Origin of the sequence: Citricoccus zhacaiensis (genome assembly GCF_014645315.1) — a bacterium.
GTDB lineage: Bacteria > Actinomycetota > Actinomycetes > Actinomycetales > Micrococcaceae > Citricoccus > Citricoccus zhacaiensis.
Map to the genome: position 1 here is coordinate 93,460 of NZ_BMLQ01000007.1, position 17,318 is coordinate 110,777.

The 17,318-nt window shown below is 69.4% G+C and carries 14 protein-coding genes; 9 read left to right on the plus strand and 5 right to left on the minus strand.

Annotation, left to right across the window (positions count from 1 at the left end; all coding sequences use genetic code 11):
• Positions 1–222 precede the first annotated feature (222 nt).
• From IEX49_RS12305 to IEX49_RS12330, 6 genes are all read left to right on the plus strand, one after another.
• Positions 223–1,206: a Bug family tripartite tricarboxylate transporter substrate binding protein gene (locus tag IEX49_RS12305; RefSeq protein ID WP_188806459.1), complete on the plus strand. Its 984-nt coding sequence runs from the start codon at positions 223–225 to the stop codon at positions 1,204–1,206.
• Entirely contained in the window at positions 1,203–1,910 is a 708-nt protein-coding gene (locus IEX49_RS12310) for a tripartite tricarboxylate transporter TctB family protein (protein ID WP_229672635.1), read from the plus strand. Before IEX49_RS12305 ends, IEX49_RS12310 begins: the two co-directional genes overlap by 4 nt.
• 1 nt (position 1,911) lies before the next feature.
• Entirely contained in the window at positions 1,912–3,588 is a 1,677-nt protein-coding gene (locus tag IEX49_RS12315) for a tripartite tricarboxylate transporter permease (protein WP_188806460.1), read from the plus strand.
• Between the two features lie 265 nt (positions 3,589–3,853).
• Positions 3,854–4,906 (plus strand): serine hydrolase, encoded by a 1,053-nt coding sequence (locus IEX49_RS12320; RefSeq protein WP_188806461.1) that lies wholly within the window; start codon positions 3,854–3,856, stop codon positions 4,904–4,906.
• Positions 4,903–5,829, plus strand: coding sequence for a serine hydrolase (locus IEX49_RS12325; protein ID WP_188806462.1), 927 nt, complete (start codon positions 4,903–4,905; stop codon positions 5,827–5,829). Before IEX49_RS12320 ends, IEX49_RS12325 begins: the two co-directional genes overlap by 4 nt.
• An 86-nt stretch (positions 5,830–5,915) precedes the next feature.
• Complete coding sequence (locus IEX49_RS12330) at positions 5,916–6,572, plus strand: DoxX family protein (protein ID WP_188806463.1); 657 nt, start codon at positions 5,916–5,918, stop codon at positions 6,570–6,572.
• A 106-nt stretch (positions 6,573–6,678) separates the two neighbouring features.
• On the opposite strand, the gene IEX49_RS12335 is transcribed toward IEX49_RS12330, so the two are convergent.
• Positions 6,679–7,344, minus strand: coding sequence for a winged helix-turn-helix domain-containing protein (locus IEX49_RS12335; RefSeq protein WP_188806464.1), 666 nt, complete (start codon positions 7,342–7,344; stop codon positions 6,679–6,681).
• 74 nt (positions 7,345–7,418) lie between these two features.
• On the opposite strand from IEX49_RS12335, the gene IEX49_RS12340 reads away from it, so the two are divergent.
• A complete protein-coding gene (locus tag IEX49_RS12340; protein ID WP_188806465.1) occupies positions 7,419–7,607 on the plus strand; it encodes a hypothetical protein in 189 nt (62 codons plus the stop codon).
• 61 nt (positions 7,608–7,668) lie between these two features.
• Here the strand turns inward: IEX49_RS12340 and IEX49_RS12345 are convergent, their stop codons facing one another.
• Complete coding sequence (locus tag IEX49_RS12345) at positions 7,669–8,262, minus strand: cyclodeaminase/cyclohydrolase family protein (protein ID WP_188806466.1); 594 nt, start codon at positions 8,260–8,262, stop codon at positions 7,669–7,671.
• A gap of 122 nt (positions 8,263–8,384) precedes the next feature.
• Here IEX49_RS12345 and IEX49_RS12350 point away from each other — a divergent pair, with 122 nt between their 5' ends.
• Complete coding sequence (locus tag IEX49_RS12350) at positions 8,385–9,722, plus strand: AI-2E family transporter (RefSeq protein ID WP_229672636.1); 1,338 nt, start codon at positions 8,385–8,387, stop codon at positions 9,720–9,722.
• Positions 9,723–9,753: 31 nt separating this feature from the next.
• Complete coding sequence (locus tag IEX49_RS12355; RefSeq protein ID WP_188806467.1) at positions 9,754–13,434, plus strand: DEAD/DEAH box helicase; 3,681 nt, start codon at positions 9,754–9,756, stop codon at positions 13,432–13,434.
• Positions 13,435–13,681: 247 nt separating this feature from the next.
• Here the strand turns inward: IEX49_RS12355 and IEX49_RS12360 are convergent, their stop codons facing one another.
• The 3 genes from IEX49_RS12360 to IEX49_RS12370 all read right to left on the minus strand — a co-directional run bounded on the left by IEX49_RS12360 (position 13,682) and on the right by IEX49_RS12370 (position 17,251).
• Positions 13,682–14,263, minus strand: coding sequence for a hypothetical protein (locus IEX49_RS12360; RefSeq protein ID WP_188806468.1), 582 nt, complete (start codon positions 14,261–14,263; stop codon positions 13,682–13,684).
• 761 nt (positions 14,264–15,024) lie between these two features.
• Entirely contained in the window at positions 15,025–16,143 is a 1,119-nt protein-coding gene (locus IEX49_RS12365) for an agmatine deiminase family protein (protein WP_188806469.1), read from the minus strand.
• Between the two features lie 145 nt (positions 16,144–16,288).
• Entirely contained in the window at positions 16,289–17,251 is a 963-nt protein-coding gene (locus IEX49_RS12370; RefSeq protein ID WP_188806470.1) for a LysR family transcriptional regulator, read from the minus strand.
• Between the last annotated feature and the right edge of the window lie 67 nt (positions 17,252–17,318).

Below are 17,318 nucleotides of genomic sequence, written 5' to 3' on the forward strand. Positions count from 1 at the left end.
TCGGACTCCTGGGGGATCAAGGGGCGGTCTGGGGTGCGGATGGACGGACGTGCGGTGGTGCGCTGCGGTGTTGTGACGATGCGGCGTTGTCAGAAGTTTCTTAACCACCCCTTATGACCACAACCACGATTCCGCTGTGCCATGGGTCACGTTTCTGTCAACGTGGAGGATCGGCCACGGCTTAAGTGGTCCGAATCACTGACGTAGAGAGTACGGAAGACCATGAGTTCACGCACCTTCACCAAGGCCGCCCTCGGCGTGGCAGCCGCCGGCGTCGTCGGCCTTGCCTTGGTCAATGCCGCCGCTGGCGGAGGCGAGGCCACCGCCCGATCCAAGCTGGTGCTGATGGCACCGGCGGCGCCCGGCGGCGGTTGGGACGGCTTCGCCCGCGAATCCCAGCAGGCCATCAAATCCGATGGCATCTCCAACAATGTCCAGGTCGTCAACGTCCCCGGCGCCGGCGGCACCATCGGCCTGGGACAGTTCGCCCAGATGGAGGGCCGCTCGGACATGATGATGGTCACCGGCGGCGTGATGGTCGGCGCGGTTGAGCTGGCGGACTCCGGGGTCTCCATGGAGGACGTCGAGCCGCTGGTCCGGTTGGCGGACGACTACGCCGCCCTCGTGGTGCCGGCGGACTCGCCGTACGAGACCCTGGATGACTTCATCGAAGCGTGGAAGCAGGACCCGGGCGGCACGTCCATCTCCGGCGGCTCGCTCGGCTCGATCGACCATCTACTGACCGGCCTGGTGGCGGAGAAGGTGGGGATCGACCCGTCCCAGACCAACTACATCGCCTACTCCGGCGGTGGCGAGGCCCTGACCTCCATGCTCTCCGGCACCACCGTGGCCGGCATGTCCGGCTACAACGAGGTGGCGGACCAGATCGAGGCCGGCAACCTGCGGGCCCTGGCCATCTCCTCGAAGGAGCGGCTGCCCGGCGTGGACGTGCCCACCTTCCTGGAGCAGGGCGTGGACGCCGAGATGGCCAACTGGCGCGGCCTGGCCGCAGCTCCCGGCGTCTCCGAGGAGGACCGGGGCGAGCTGCTGGAGATCGTGGAGGAGTACCGCCAGACGGAGCACTGGCAGGACGCCCTCGAGCGCAACAGCTGGACGGACAGCTACATGACGGGCGACGAGTTCGAGGCCTTCCTCGACGAGGAGATCTCCCGGACCGAAGACATCGTGGAAGGACTCGGACTGTGAGCCAGCAGCAGACTGTACCCCCGGCCGGCAATCCGGCTGAGACGGCCGGAACCGCCGGGGCGCCCGGCGGGCCGCAGGGCCCGACGCCGGCCGCACCCCGGGGCGGGACCGCGCGTCGCGGATTCTGGGCCGGCCGCAGCGAACTGATCATGCCCCTGCTGGTGGCCGGCATCGCCACCTGGCTCGCCATCGAGACGGCGACCATGAACGTCATGGGCGACTCTGTGCCAGGGCCCCAGTTCTTCCCGACGATCGTCTGCATCGTGCTCTACGCCGTCGCTCTCGTCCACGCCATCCAGCTGCTGCGCCACCCGCGGCTGCCGGACCTCACGGACGATGCGGTGAACGCGGACACGTCCTCGGACCTGCTCGGCGACCTGGCCTCCGCCTCCGAGCGCGGCCGGGAGCGGATCGCGGGCCGCACTCCCGGCGCCACGCTGCCCCAGGGCTGGAAGACGTACACCGACTGGAAGACCGTGGGCCTGATTGTCGGCGGGATCGCCGTGTTCATCCTCGTGCTGCCCGTCCTGGGCTGGGTGCTCTCCGCGGCCGGCCTGTTCTGGGTGGTCTGCAAGGCCCTGGGCAGCCAGCGTCCGCTGTTCGACCTCATCATCTCGCTGGTGTTCTCCTCGGTCATCCAGCTGGCCTTCAACGCCGGACTCGGACTGAACCTGCCCGGCGGCTTCCTGGAAGGACTGATCTGACATGGACCAGTTGAACCTCCTGCTCGAGGGCTTCGGCTCCGCCCTCACCCCGATCAACCTGCTGTGGGTGCTGATCGGCGCCCTGCTGGGCACCGCTGTGGGCGTGCTGCCCGGCCTCGGCTCGTCGATGGCCGTGGCCCTGCTGCTGCCCATCACCTTCACGCTGGACCCGACCGCCGCGTTCATCATGTTCGCCGGCGTCTACTTCGGCGGCCTCTTCGGTGACTCCACCGCCGGGATCCTGCTGAACACCCCCGGCAACTCCGCGGCGATCGCCGGCTCGTTCGAGGGCCACCGGATGGCCAAGGACGGCCGGGCCGCCAAGGCTCTGGCGACGGCCGCCGTCGGCGCCTTCGTGGGTGGTCTGATCGCCACCACCCTGGTGGTGTTCTTCGCGCCCCTCCTGGTCAAGATGGCCACCGCCTTCGGCCCGGCGGAGTATTTCGCCCTGGCCGTGTTCGCCTTCCTGGCGATCTCTTCCGTGGTCTCCGAGTCCGTGGTGAAGGGCCTGGGTGCCCTCGGCATCGGCCTGGTCCTGGCCATGGTCGGCGTGGACGGCCCCTCCGGCACCGTCCGGTACACCCTGGGGATGCCGCAGCTGTTCGACGGCATCTCGATCGTGGTCATCACCGTGGGCCTGCTGGCCCTCGGCGAGGTGCTGCACATCGCCGGCCGTATCCACCGGGACCCCGCCATGGAACGGATCGGCACCAACGGCCGGGCCCGGCTGGAACGCACGGACGTCCGCAAGGCCCTGCCGGCCTGGCTGCGCGGAACGGCCTTCGGCGTGCCCTTCGGCATCATCCCCGCCGGTGGCGCCGAGGTCCCCACGTTCCTGGCCTACGGCACCGAGAAGCGCCTGGCCAAGCGCCGCGGGGACAAGGAATTCGGTTCGACCGGCTCCATCCGCGGTGTGGCCGCTCCCGAGGCCGCGGGCAACGCGACCGCCGGTACCGCCATGGGTGCCCTGCTCGCGCTCGGACTGCCCACCTCCGCCACCGCGGCGATCATGCTGGCCGCCTTCCAGCAGTACGGCATGCAGCCCGGCCCCCTGCTCTTCGAGCGCAGTGGTGAACTGGTCTGGACCCTGCTGGCCTCGCTGTTCATCGGCCTCGTGGTCCTGGTCATCCTGAACATGCAGTTCGCGGTGGTGTGGGCCAAGCTGCTGCTGATTCCGCGCCATTACCTCTACGCCGGCATCACGGTGCTGTCCATGCTGGGCGTGTACGCCATCAGCTCCTCGACGCTGGACCTCTGGGTCCTCCTGGTGATCGGTCTGCTCGGCTTCGTGATGCGGCGCTACCAGTTCCCGCTGGCCCCCGTGTTGATCGCCGTGGTCCTCGGCCCGCTGGCCGAGACCGAACTGCGCCGCGCGCTGACCGTCTCCGAGGGTGACGTGTCCGTCCTGGTCTCCAGCCCGGTCACCGTGATCCTGTACTCCGTCCTGGTCCTGGCCCTCGTGGTCAGCGCCCTGCAGCACCTGCGTCACCGCCGCCAGAAGTCGGCCGCGGCCCTGGGCGGCACCGGTGAAGGTCCCGACGGCGGCTCCGGCGGGTCCGGCGGTTCCGGCGGGGAGCCGGTGGCCCCCTCGGGACCGACCGGTTCGACGGCGGCGGCCGACGCCTCCGGGCCGTCCGGCACCGCCAGGGAGACCGAGAAAATGGGGACCCGGCTGTAACCACTGCTGAGTCGCCGTACCTTCGAGCGCTTCTCATTGCTGCAGCGTCCTGCTCCAAACGCCACTGCCCCTCCGGATCCCACCGGAGGGGCAGTGGCGTCTGCGGTCCGGTGATCGGCAGCCGGGGTCGGCGTGGCGCGACGACCGGCGGGCGTGATGCCGGGGGGATCCGGGTGATAGGTTCCCGCACAGGGGCCGGACATGCCCCACCCGCCACCCGGACCAGGATCGCGCGGGGCATCACGAGCGAACACCAGGAGGAGCGGTGGACACATCACGGCTGGGCCAGGACCGCCTCTCCGCGATGGAGCGCCGCCTCGGCCTTCTCCTACGCTCCCAGCCCTTCGCGGTGTCCTGGTGCGTCGTCCCCATCGGCGGGGCCGTCCCGACCGGTGGAGCAGTAGCCACCCAGAGCCTCGGTGCGGGCGCCCTGCCGATTGCCGGCGGAGTGCACGCCATCGGCGACCGTGCCGATACGGTGGTGCCCTCCTTCTCCACGCGCAAGGTGAGCATCCTCTGCGCGGTGCTCGCGCTCGCCCGTGCCGGCCGGCTGGACCTCGGCCAGCGGCACACGATCACCGAGGCGCACCGAGACGGTGTCCAGGCCGGAATCATGCGCACCCTCAGCGCCGGGCTCGAACTGACCTTGGCAGACTGCCTGACGCAGATGATGTGCACCTCGGACAACATCTGCACCCAGCTGGTCTTCGAGGCGATCGGTGCGGCCGTGGGCGGCGGCGCGGCGGACGGCGAGGCCGCCCGCGAGGCCGCTCGCGGAGTCGCCGGTGTGGCGGCAGAACGTGCGGCGCTGCAGTATGTCAACGATTACTGCGCCTGGGCGGGGATGCGCTCCACCCTCCACCGTGAGGTCTTCCCTCGCACCGGTGGCCTCGCCTGGCACCACCCGATCGACGGGCTCACCGTCACCACGGCCGCCGACCAGGCCCACCTGCTGGCGCTGATCGGCTCCGGCGCCGGTGAGGGGTCAGCGGCCGTCAGTGCCGCCCGCATCCAGCTCCGCCCCGAGGACTGCCGCCGGATCATCGGCCTCATGCAGGGCATCTACACCCCACGCCTCGGTGCCGCGACCACGCGCATCAGCTTCGCGGAGAAGAACGGCCGCGGCCTGCGCTCGTTGTCCCAGGTGGGGCTGGCACTGGACGCGCACGGGGCGCCGCTGGCCGCCGTCGCCGTCTATGCCGAGACCATCCCCACCGCCCTGCCGGACGGGGTGCCGGGCCGCAACGCCGTCTTCACCGCCTTCGCCGAGGTCGGCCGCGCGATCGAGGACTGGGCCGTGCCGGTGGTCACCGCGTGAGCCGGGTGCCTGCTGTGCGTGCCCTGCGCCTCGGTGAGATCCCGGTGGCGTACCCGCAGCTGCGCTTCGCCGTCCGGTTCGCGGACGGCAGGGATTTCTCGCACGACGCCGGCGCCCGCCATCCGCTCGCCGGCACCGGCGCGGTGGTGCTCGCCGCGGCGGTGGCCCGGCTGGCCGAGTCCGATCCAGGGCTGTTGGGGGAGCGGCTCACCCTGACCGCCGACCGCCTCAGGGGGTCCCGGACGGGGACCCTGCGGAGGATGGACAGCGAGCTGCAACTGACGGTGGATGACGCGCTGTCCCTCATCGTGGGGACCGGCGATGGGGCGTGCCTCCAGGCGGTGCTCGAGTTCTTGGCGGGACGGGGTGTCGACCTGCTGGACGTGGCCCGCACCGTGGTCACCGATTGGGACCTGGCGGATACCGAGATCACCGGGTTCGCACCGGAAGCCGGTATGACGACGCCTGCCGACCTGTGCACCGCGCTGTCCCGGCTGCCCCAGCGGGTGCTGGGCTGGATGGGCCAGGTCTTCGAGCCGGCCGGCCTGGCCAGCGCACTGCCGGGATTCGGACCACGGACGGTGCCCCACCACACTGTGGCCGGCTGGGTACCGGCCAACGCAGTGAACGGCGAACCGACTGGGGACCTGTCCCGGAGGGGGTTCGCCTCGGTCCTCGTCCTGCCCGGTGCCGACGGGGGCGCAGGCGGGGACATGGACGGTGACAGGGGCGCGGGGGCGGGCGCCGCCGTCGTCGCGGCCTATCTTCCGGCGCTCCACCGGGACGGGACCGCCGTCACGCCCCTGGAGGCGTCCACCGCCTTCGGCACGCTCGGGCTGACCGTCTGGCGGGACTGGACGGGCCTGGAGCATCCGCCGTTCCCACCACCGTCTACTTCGCCGTCCATGCCGCAATCCACCTGACGGGAAACTGGCAAGGCCCTGTGCATCCGCCGCCACACCGGCAGGCCGTTTGACGCGGCCAGCCCCGGCTCGGAACCCTTGAAGGGATGACCAGAACTACTGAGGTGAAGACCCCCGAGGAACGCGCCGCCGAGGCCCTGGCCGCCAGGAGCGGACACGACGAGCCCCGCGGCGTCGAGTGGCAGCGGGCGGGAGGAGCCCCCTTCCGCCCTGCCGCCAGTGGCTCCACGCCGTCCGCCTCAGCCACGCCGTCTGCCGCCACCGCCTCTTCCAGTGCGAGGACCGCGGACGCGGATCCCAGCTTGGTCCCCATCCCGCAGCTGATCCGAGATGCCGTGCTGCTCCTGGCACGGGTGGTCCTCGGCGTGGTGCTCGTGGCCCATGGGATGCAGAAGGTCCTTCAGGGTGTGTCCGCCACCGCTCAGGGATTCGGCGGAATGGGCGTCCCCCTGCCGGAGGCCGCGGCCGTGATCACGATGGCCGTGGAGATCGGTGGCGGCGTGCTGCTCATCCTGGGCCTGCTGACGCCGATCGCCGGCGTGCTGGCCGGCCTCGTCTTGGCCGGGGCGGTGGTGTTCGCCCACTTCAGCAACGGCCTCTTCGCCGCTGATGGAGGGTGGGAGCTGGCCGCCGGACTGGGCGTCGGTGCCCTGGTGCTGGCCGTCGTCGGACCGGGCCGGATCAGCCTGGACCGGTTACTGCTCCGCCGTCTGCGCGGCCCTGAAACCCTGGCAGCACCGTGAGACCGTGATCGCGCCGTGAGCTGTGCGCAGGTGCCACCCCGGTGGCGCTGAGCAGGCACAGCACATGCTGCGAGGACTGCACTCGTAGGAGGCCAGAGGGTGGAGTTCAGTCCTCGATCACCAGGGGGAAGACGCTGAGGTAGAGACGGACCCGGCGGGTCTCCTCGCCGTCCGCGGTCTGCCCGGAGAGGGCGTCCGGGGCCGGCTCCGCATGGTCCAGCGCCTGCTCGTGACGCTCGATCACGGACATCAGCTCCTCGCTCAGGGCCCGCGCCTGCCGGGCGGTCATGGTGCGGGTGCTGGAGGAGTCGATGGAGGCCCTGACCCATTCGGGATCGGCGTGGTTCTCCACGCTCAACCACCGTCCGAGGGCTTGCGCCCGCTGGTTGAGGGTCGTCTGGAACAGGGCCTGGATGGCAGGGCGGTTGGACTCGTCCTGCGAGAGTTCGTAGGTCGGCACCGCGAACCCCACGGGTTTCCACCAGCGCTCCCGGCCGGAGCCCCGTCCGGTGTCCTCCTCCACGAAGCCGTGCTTCTCCAGCTGACGCAGGTGGTAGCTGGTCTGACCGGTGCTCTCGTTCAGGTGCTGGGCCATCGAGGTGGCCGTCGCCGTGCCACGGTCAGTGAGGAAGGAGTACATCGCCATCCGCAGCGGGTGGGCGAACGCCTTCATGGCGCGGGCGTCGAGCGCCCGGGACGCCACCCCCGGCATGGCGTCCTTGCCGATGACCGGATCGGGGGAATCGTGCGCGGAGGTCTTGTCATCGGCCATTTGCAGAGCTACCTTTGCATAGACATCTTTGCAGAGAAATCTCTGCATAAACTTCTTGGCATCAGTCTACGGAGATGATGAGCATGCTGCGATCCACCCCGAACTCCCCGCTCCCTCGGGCCGGCCGGTCCGAACTGAGGCCCACGCCGGACGCCGCCGCGGAGGCCCTGACCCCATCGTGGCGGGACCAGCGCTCTGCGGACCCGACGGTCCAGAGGGTGCTGCGTGCCGGCGTCGTCGGTGGGGGGCCGGGACTGCGATGACCGGGACTGCGATGAGAGCTGCGCCGCAACAGTCGGCACAGTGATCCTCGATCGCGGATCCTCAGCCGCGGATCCGCTGGCGCGTGTGGCCGATGAGCTCGTCGGTGCGGCCGGTCAGGCGGTCGGCCTCGCGGATGTGCGCGCCGACCTGGGCACTGGCGTCCTTGTCCTGCAGCGGGGCCAGGTCCGTCTCCAGGGTCACCGCCGCAGCCACCAGCGTCCCACGCACACAGCCGAGCCCGGCCCCGACATCGCTGAGCACGTTCGCGTTGCAGTCCGCCAACACGTCCTCCGCGATCCGCAGGGCATCACCCGAGGCCTCCACCAGATCCCGCGGTGGCACGGCGGCTGCCCGGATCGCCTCCTGGATCCGGCCGGAGCGTTTCTGGCGGTCCGCGTCCGTGTCCTTCGGCAGGCCGAAGGCCTCAGAGACCCGGGCGAAGGCCTGCTCGTCGTCATCGGAGAGGGCGAGGGCGCGCGAGGCCAGCGTGGCCGCCCGCTCCGCCAGTTCCTCGTGGTCACTGAACCGGGCGGCCATGGCCAGCAGGCCGACTCCCTGGGCCAGCAGCAGGGCACCGGTGGCCCCTCCTCCTGGCGTGGGCTCACCGGAGGCCAGCCGTTCCACGTATCCCTCGATGCTTTCGTCGCGGATCATGGTCCGAGGGTAGCCGGAGTCCCCGGTGCTGTCAGCCGCCCCGGCTCCGGGTGGTTCTCCGGGTGGGATTCAGGGTCCTCCCTGAAGGCATCTTGTCCGGGGGCCGCCGTAGACTCTCGGACGTGGACACTGCAGATGCCTCCGGCATGACCCCCGAGACCAGGTCACACCGCGTCTGGCCGCGATTCCTGGTGATCGTGCTGTGCCTGGCCGGCCTGGTCATCACGCTGCAATTCGTGCAGGGTCTCCAGACCATCATTGGTCCCGTGTTCCTCGGACTGAACCTGGTGATCATCGCCTATCCGTTACAGGCTTGGCTCATCAAGAAGGGCGTGCACCGTTTCATCGGTGCCGCGGTCACCGTACTGGTGGTCGTCGTCGTGCTGCTGGTGTTCATGGCGCTGATCCTGTGGTCCGCCTCCGAACTCGTGATGGCCCTGCCCGAGTACGGGCAGCAGTTCAACGAGATCTACAACAGCATGATCACCTGGATCGGCAGCTTCGGCGTCACCCCGGACATGATGATCGAGCAGCTCGCCGGCCTCAACATGTCCACCGTGGTGTCCACGGCCACCGGGATCGTCACCGCGCTGCTCTCCAACGTCACCGCCATCCTGGGGCTGCTGGCCACCGTGATCATGGCCGTCTTCTTCCTCGCCATGGACTCCGTGGCCGTGGACCGCCGCATGGCTCTGCTGAACACCGCCAAGTACGAGCTCGGCGCTGCCCTCACCGCTTTCGCCTACGGGGTGCGCCGGTACTGGGTCGTCACCACCCTCTTCGGGTTGATCGTGGCCGGACTGGACATCGTGGCCCTGGCGATCATCGGGGTGCCCATGATCTGGGTCTGGGGCGTCCTGAGCTTCCTGACGAACTACATCCCCAACATCGGCTTCATCATCGGCATGGTCCCGCCGGCCCTGCTCGGACTGGTCGAAGGCGGCTGGGGTGCGTTCTTCGCCGTGGTGGCCTCCTACTCGGTGCTGAACTTCGTCATCCAATCGATCATCCAGCCCAAGTTCACCGGCGATGCCGTGGGCGTGATCCCCACCGTCTCCTTCCTGTCCCTGCTGTTCTGGGCCTGGATCCTCGGGCCGCTCGGCGCCATCCTGGCCCTGCCCGCCACACTGCTGCTGAAGGCCATCATGATCGACGCCGATCCCCAGTCGCGGTGGATCAACTCCTTCATCGCCTCTGACCTGAAGGGCATGGAGTCACGGCACCGCAAGGCCAGGATCGCGACGGCGGCGCCCGCGAACGCCGGGGGCGCAGCCGGAACCGTCGAGGGCCTGGACGACGGGACGAGTGCCGGTGGTGGCGCCGGTGCGGGTGGTGACTCGGCGGCCTCCGACCAGCCGGAAGACTCCGGCGACGGGGCCGCCGTCGCCCTCGGGTCCGACGACCGGGCCCGTGCCGGAACTGACGCTGGAACCCCCGTGCGGACTGTGGAGAACGGCTGACCGTGTCCGTGGGCCGTGAAACGATGGAGGGATGAGCGGTTCCCCCTCCTACCCCTATGTCGCCGACCAGGACATCACCCGGCTGGTGGGTGCCCAGGCGGCCGAGCGCGGCAAGAAGTACGCGCGCCAGGGAGTGGTCTCAGGGCTGCTGTGGGAGCCGACGGATGGCGGCTCCGGACCGGACCGCGCCGGGGAGCCGGCACCGAACTCACCGCGCACCTTGTTCGGGCAGGTCCAGGGCAACGACCCGCTGCCGTATGACACGTTCGCGATCCTCGTGCCGGGCCGCGCCTCCTCGGAGTCCCTGCCGCGCCAATGGACTCCGCTGCGGGGCGGGTGCAGCTGCCCGGTCCGCAACGACTGCAAGCATGCCGCCGCACTGCTCTATGCAGCCACGACCTTGTCGATCCGGGACCACCTGCGGCCGCCGGCTCCCGGGACCCCGCTGGCCGGGATGTTCGATCCGAATGCTGCCCCGCCAGCCCAGGGCTGGGGCGAGGTGGACCGCTACACGGATGGTGCCGGCGCCGGGAATCAGGCGTCTCAGCACGGCGGTAGCGCCCAGGCTGCTTCAACGGCGGGCGACTGGCGGACCGTGCTCGGTGAGTTGACCGGGCAGGAGGCCGTCACGCACGCCGAGGAGCCGGTGGGGATCGGCGTGGAGTTGCTGGCCGAGCCGCGCAGTGAGATGCGCCGGCGCTGGGGCGCCAACGAGGCGTCGGTGGCGGACATCCAGGAGAGGGCGCCGCTGCACGTCCAACTACGGCCGATGCGCCGGGGTACTCGGGACAACTGGATCAAGGGCGGGCTGACCTGGAAGAAGTTCCAATACGGCGGCCTGCGCCACCAGCTGCGCGGGGACCATGTGGACCTGCTCGGACAGCTCTACCGCCTCTACCTCGCCGAGCGGCCGCACGCCTACGGCAATGACGAGACCCTGCGGCTGGACTCCCTGTCCGGTCCAGCGGCCTGGCAACTCCTGCTGCGCGCGCGGGACCTGGGCGTCGAATTCGTGGGCCAGGGCATCCTCAGCGAGGTGGTCTTCACCGGACCGGCCACCGTGCGGCTGGACGTCAGCGGACCGGACCAGGGACTGGAAGTGGCCCCGATCGTGGAATCCGAGGGTGAGGTCATCCCCGGGGCCCGGGCCGCCGGCACCGGCGGATTCGTGGCCACCGAGATCCTCGACGACGCCCCGCGCCATCTCGCGCCCGTGCGCCTGACGCTCGCGCCGGCGTCGGCGGCCATCCCCCGTCCGGTGCTGGACCTGTTGCAGCAGCCGGAACCCTTGCGGATCCCGCAGGAGGAGTCCGAGGAATTCTTCTACGACGTCTACCCGCGGCTGTCCCGCATCATGGACGTGGACAGCGCGGATGGGACCGTGGAGTTCCCCGAGGTCCCGGCCCCGGAGTTGTGGCTCGAGGTGGACCACCGGAAGAACCATGAGACCGCGCTGGAGTGGTACTGGCTGTACTGGGGGCCGCGCCGCGAACTGCCCGTGGAACACCGGCGCCCCCACACCCGCGGTGGCTGGTCCCCGACCGGCTACTCCGGCCGGGCCCGCGGGGTGGACGTGGACCGGGACGTCGAGCACGAGGATGCCGTGCTGGAAGCGGTCCGCGCGGCCGCCGAGGAGGCCACAGAGGGCGTGGCCGTGCTCCCTGGAACCATACGCAACACGCACCTGCACGGAGCGGACACCGCCCGGTTCGTCGAGTACGTGCTGCCGATGCTCTCGAAACTGGAGCACGTCAAGGTCGTCGAGCACGGCAAGCGCCCGGACTACCGCGAGCTGACGGACGATCCCCAGGTCCGCGTCACCCAGGTCGAGGCGGCGAACCCACGGGACAACGACTGGTTCGACCTCGGCTTCGAGATCACCGTCGGCGGCCAGCTCATCCCGTTCACCGCGGTCTTCAAGGCGCTGGCCCAGGGCAAGAAGACCCTGATGCTGAACGACGGCAGCTACTTCTCGCTCGACCACCCCGGGCTGAATCGCCTGCGCGAGCTCATCTCCGAGGCCGAGTCCATGGGCGAGTGGAAGTCTGACGCGCCGCGGATCAACAAATACGACGTCGCGCTCTGGGAGGAGTTCGAGGACCTCGCGGACGAGTCCGAGGAGGCGGTCGCCTGGCGTGAGTCCGTGGGTGCGCTCAAGGACCTCGCCGAGATCCCGACGCCGGCAGTCCCCTCCGGCCTGCAGGCCACCTTGCGTCCGTACCAGCTGGAGGGGTTCGCGTGGCTGTCCTTCCTCTACGATCACCGCCTCGGCGGGATCCTGGCTGACGACATGGGGCTGGGCAAGACGATCCAGACCCTGGCGCTGATGGTCCGTGCGCGCGAGCTGAGCGCCCCCGGGCCCAGCGAACACATCCACGATGCCATGGCGGCACAGTATGCGGAGATCCACGGTGAACCCGTGCCGCCTCCGCTGCAGGCACCGCCATTCTTGGTGGTCGCGCCGTCGTCGGTCCTGTCTGTCTGGGAGGACGAAGCCGCGCGGTTCGCGCCGGACCTGACCCTGCGGGTGCTCGACACCACCACCGCCAAGCGGGGGACGAGCGTCGCGGAGGAAGCCGCCGGAACCGACGTCGTGATCACCAGCTACACCTTGTTGCGGCTGGACTCGGAGGAGTACACCGGGCTCGACTGGGACGGACTCGTGCTGGACGAGGCGCAGTTCGTGAAGAACCGGGCCGCGAAGGCGCACCAGGCGGCCAAGGCCATCCGGGCGCCGTTCCGGTTGGCGATCACGGGCACGCCCATGGAGAACTCGCTGTCCGACCTGTGGGCGCTGCTCTCCCTGACGGCCTCGGGCCTGTTCCCCTCACCGACGGTGTTCCGCTCCGAGTACACCAAGCCGATCGAGCAGCCAGATTCCTCCGAGGACGGCCGGCGGTTCGCCGCCAAGCGCATGGCCCGGTTGCGGCGGCGGATCCGGCCGTTCATGCTGCGGCGCACCAAGGACCTCGTGGCCTCGGACCTGCCGCCGAAGCAGGAGCAGGTCACCCACGTGGAGCTGGTGCCGAAGCACCGCCGGCTCTACGACCAGGTGCTCCAGCGCGAGCGGCAGAAGGTCCTGGGGCTGCTGGAGAACATGGAGGAGAACCGCTTCATCATCTTCAAGTCGCTGACCCTGCTGCGCATGCTGGCGCTGGATCCGGCGATCGTGGACGAGAAGTACGCCGCCGTGCCGTCCTCCAAGATGGAGGCGCTCATGGGGCAACTCGAGGAGATCGTCTCCGAGGGGCACCGGGTGATCATCTTCAGCCAGTTCACCTCCTTCCTGACGCGCGTGGGGGACGCCCTGGCGGACCGTGGGGTGGCGTTCGCGTATCTGGACGGATCCACGCGGAACCGCTCGAAGGTGATCGAGGGGTTCAAGACCGGGACGGCACCGGCCTTCCTCATCAGCCTCAAGGCCGGCGGCTTCGGCCTGACCCTGACCGAGGCCGACTACGTGTTCCTGCTGGACCCATGGTGGAATCCCGCCACCGAGGCCCAGGCCGTGGACCGCGCCCACCGCATCGGGCAGGACCGGACCGTGATGGTCTACCGCATGGTGGCCGAGGGCACGATCGAGGAGAAGGTGCTCGCGCTGCAACAGAAGAAGGCGGCCCTGTTCTCCTCGCTGACCGACGGGGACGCCGCCTTCTCCTCCACCATCACCGCTGACGACGTCCGGGAGCTCTTCACCCCCGACACCGACTGACGTGGGGCCCTGTGCCTGCGCCTGCGCTGATCGTGCGCCGATTCCCGCCGTCATTGCCGCCGTCATTGCCGTCATCATTGCCGTCACGTGCGGTTACCTGCACTGATTGGGCTTCGATTCCCGGCGATCGTGGGGATTCCCCATGATGATGACGGGAATTATTCACTATCGTCGGGAATCCTCAAAGTGTCGGGCGCTGAGCCGTCTGCTGCGAACGGCTGGCGAGTATCTCAGCAGTATTCAGTCTTCAGCGACGCGGGACGCCGGCGCGCAGCAGCTTGGCTTCCAACCGACGGGGTGACGTCAGGTCATCCCACATCCAGCGGACGAAGCGAACGTCTTCTTCCTGGATACGTTCTGATCTCAACTTCTCGTCCAGGATCACCGGATCGACGTCGCGCCCCGAGTAGCTGTTGCCGCCGGCATACTTCCGCTTCCCGTCGAACTCACCGGCAAGCCGCAGTCCCTTCCACCAGAAGTCGAGGATGCCCAGGAGTTGACCGTCGGCAGTCCGGACATGATGCTGCAGTTCTGGCGGTTCGAAGCCAAGCTGCTCTATGACCACTCGGCTCCACGATTCGCCGGGGGAGCCAGACAAGGGCGAGGCGAAGTCCGCGATCCGACGCAGGCGGTGGGCGGCCTTCTGGGTGGAGCTCGTGTCCGCCATAGAGTTGAGGTCCTGCGCGGTCCACGGCGTCGCAACCACCGCCGGCATGTTGATCGGCGAGTTCCGCAGTCCACTCAACAGTGCGTCTGCCACCACTATCGCGTCTTCCCACGGGAGTCGCGGCAAGGTGTCCGCCAGGCACAGCCGGAGGTCCTCGAGCACCAGCGAGGATCCCGGGACGAGGCGCTGCCGGAACGGGTGCTGCTGTGCCGAAGAGAGGTCACTCCACGCCCGTGGCACGGAGATCCTCCGCTCGTCGAAAAGCGGCCAGGTAGCCCCCTTCGGCTTCGAACGTTTGACGGAGCCGGCCACACTGGTGCTTGAGGCGCGCAGGGTCAGGAGTGCGGGCCTGTTGACGAGTGGCAGCCCATACAGCAGGAGCGCCGTCTCCCGGCAGAAGACGGGGTCGGTCCGGCTGGTCAGGGCGAGAGCCGTCGCGGAAGCACCGAAGCGGTCATCGCGCGATGCCGTGTTCCACGGCTCGGCCGGGGCGAAGACACCGGGGCGGACTCTGATGAGTTCCCCGGATCTGGCCTTTCTGAACACCATGGGTGCGTCGTCCGTCGGTACACCGTCTTCGGTGGTTCGGCGCAGGGGGATCCCCCAGGCGGTGACGTCCTGCGGGGAGGTCGCCTCGAGTGGAAGCTGGAGATCCGGGGCTGAGAATCCTGCCGTGGCGGCCATCATGCCAGTCAGGACATCACAAGCGGGCGGCCCCTCATGGTCAGCTGGAGGGCCGATGTGGACCACTCTGAGCATCTCGCCGGCTGTGGAGGATCGGGCACTGCAGCCTTTCCCGCTCATCATGAGGAATCCCGGTCATTCTGACGGGGAAACTTCACGATCGTCGGGAATCGCGGTGCAGAACGTGAGCGGTGGCCGCCACGACCAGCCGAGACTCCACCCGCCCAGCACCCCTCGGCCTAGGCTGGCGCCCTTCGGGAGGGCTGCGGCAGGACTACCTGGCGGATGCCGACGCCGCGTCGGTACAGCCGCTGTGCCGGGATGGGCACCACCGTTCGCCCCGGGTAGGCGGCCCGCAAGAGCTGGTGAGCGCCGTCGTCGTGCGGGTCCTCGAAGGAGGGGACCACCACGGCGCCGTTGACGGGCAGGACGTTGACGTAGGACCAGGCGAGGGGGCCGCGATCGTCCTGGCCGGCCAGGGGTGCGGTCAGGGTGGCCACGTTCAGGGGCCGGCCCTGGGCGTCGGTCTCGTGCTGGAGGATGGACAGCGCGCGAGCAGAGACAGCGTGGTCCGGGTGGGCCGGGTTCTCCTGCCAGTGGAGCAGCAGCACGGTCGGGGAGGCAAAGGTGACGAGTTGGTCGATGTGCCCGCCCAGGCCGAACCGCCCCTGATTGCGGGTGAGCCCGCCGGGCAACCAGATGATCTTGCGGATGTCCGTGTAGCGGGTGAACTCGGCCTCGACATGCTCGCGGGTCCAACCGCCATTGCGGGCGGGATCCAGCAGGACGGCCTCGGAGGCGATCAGGGTGCCCTCGCCGTCCGTGATGAAGGCACCGCCCTCGTTGACCATGAGGGAGAGCTGGCGCCGGGCGTTGGTGAGGTCGGCGATGGTGCCGCCCACCACGTCGTCCAGGCGGTACTCGAATCCGGGCCGGCGGCCGAAACCGTTGAAGACCCAGTCGATCATGCCGAGCTGGCGCTGGCCCGTGTCCGGATCCACGTCACCGGTGGTGAAGGTCGGACCGGTCAGGCCGAGGAACGGGTTGTCCATGGCCAGCGGCACGATGGGGAACATAGGATCCACGTAGGTGTGCACGATCTGCCGGTCCGCCGGATCCACCAGCAGGGTCACCGGCTCGTAGTCCATGACCGCGTGCGCCACCCGTGTCCAGGCGCGACGGGCCCCGGACAGCTCCCACGTGGAGGTGCCCATCTGCGCATAGTCGCGGGGGAAGGCCATCCACAGCCGTTCCTGCGGCTCGGTGTCCGCGGGCAGGTGCCACACCGCTGTCGACTGGTCCGTGGACAGGTCCGTCGCGACCCCGCCGAGCGGCAGTGCCTGCGGATCCTGGCGCATGGGTCCCTTTCGTCAGGTGCTTCACGGGCATCAAGTGCGTCGGTCCTGACGTGGGCAGGGCAGCGAACATCTGGTCACCGACTCACCCATGGTATGCGAGTGCGCAACCCCATGGCCCCGTTCCGCGCCGGTCGCGACCTGTTCGTTATCCGCGGGGCCCATGGTCAGTGCCGTTCTCGGCGTCCAGCGGCTGTGCCGCCTCCTCCAGGGCGGCACGGACGGCGACGACGGCCGGAGACCGAGCCGACGAGGACCGGATGGACGTGAAGACGGTGCGCAAGGGCCGCCCGCGCAGGGAGATCCGGCGCAGCCGCTGAGGGTGGTCCACCAGAGTCAATCCGGGCAACAGTGCCAACGCGTTGCCGGACTCGACGAGCTTCACGTGGGACTGCAGGTCTGCCGAGACGAAGCGGACGTCCGGCTCATGGCCGGCGGACCGGATCAGCTGTTCGGCCCAGTGCCGGGTGGCCGTGCCCCGTGGTTCCATGACCCAGGGCAGCGGCCGGTGCTGCAGAACGGTGGCCAGTTCCTCCCCGGCGGGCAGCGGCTGGCCGTCAATCGTGAGCCCGGCGGGCACGGCGAGCTGCAGCTCGTCCCTCAGCAACTGACGGCGGTCCAGTCCCGGCCAGTGCGGGGCGGAATGTCCGGGGTACTGTTCGGCGACGACCACGTCGAAGTCCCGCGCCCACGTCTCATGCAGTGCTTCCTCCGGTTCGTACTGGACCATCTCCAGCCGCAGAGCGGGATGGCGCTCGCGCAACAGGGACAGGGCCGGCGGGATCAGCACCAGGGCGGCGGACTGGAACACCGCCAGGCGCACACGCCCGCTGAGGGCACCGCCGGCCGATCCGGCTGAGATGAGGGCGGTCTCGGCTTCCTCGAGGGCACCGAGGATCGGCTCCACCCGTTCCACAAGGGCCATCGCCGCCTCCGTGAGCTGCACGTTCCTCCCGACACGGCGCAACAGCTGGGTCTTGGTCTCGCGCTCCAGCAGGGACAACTGCTCGGAGACGGAGGAGGGGGCCAGGTTCATGGCCCGGGCCACCGCGGAGATCGTGCCTCGGATGGACAGCTCGCGCAGCAGGACGAGACGGCGGACGTCCAGCATGATTCAGGCCTTTCGTTCGGTTCAACCGAACAATACTCTGCGGAAACGTTCGCTAGTCACGCACAGT

Bases quoted from the DNA above. Each gene is read 5' to 3' on its own strand.
- IEX49_RS12305 (WP_188806459.1), top strand. From the start codon at position 223: ATGAGTTCACGCACCTTCACCAAGGCCGCCCTCGGCGTGGCAGCCGCC.
- IEX49_RS12315 (WP_188806460.1), top strand. From the start codon at position 1,912: ATGGACCAGTTGAACCTCCTGCTCGAGGGCTTCGGCTCCGCCCTCACC.
- IEX49_RS12330 (WP_188806463.1), top strand. From the start codon at position 5,916: ATGACCAGAACTACTGAGGTGAAGACCCCCGAGGAACGCGCCGCCGAG.
- IEX49_RS12335 (WP_188806464.1), bottom strand. From the start codon at position 7,344: ATGGCCGATGACAAGACCTCCGCGCACGATTCCCCCGATCCGGTCATC.
- IEX49_RS12340 (WP_188806465.1), top strand. From the start codon at position 7,419: ATGATGAGCATGCTGCGATCCACCCCGAACTCCCCGCTCCCTCGGGCC.
- IEX49_RS12345 (WP_188806466.1), bottom strand. From the start codon at position 8,262: ATGATCCGCGACGAAAGCATCGAGGGATACGTGGAACGGCTGGCCTCC.
- IEX49_RS12355 (WP_188806467.1), top strand. From the start codon at position 9,754: ATGAGCGGTTCCCCCTCCTACCCCTATGTCGCCGACCAGGACATCACC.
- IEX49_RS12365 (WP_188806469.1), bottom strand. From the start codon at position 16,143: ATGCGCCAGGATCCGCAGGCACTGCCGCTCGGCGGGGTCGCGACGGAC.
- IEX49_RS12370 (WP_188806470.1), bottom strand. From the start codon at position 17,251: ATGCTGGACGTCCGCCGTCTCGTCCTGCTGCGCGAGCTGTCCATCCGA.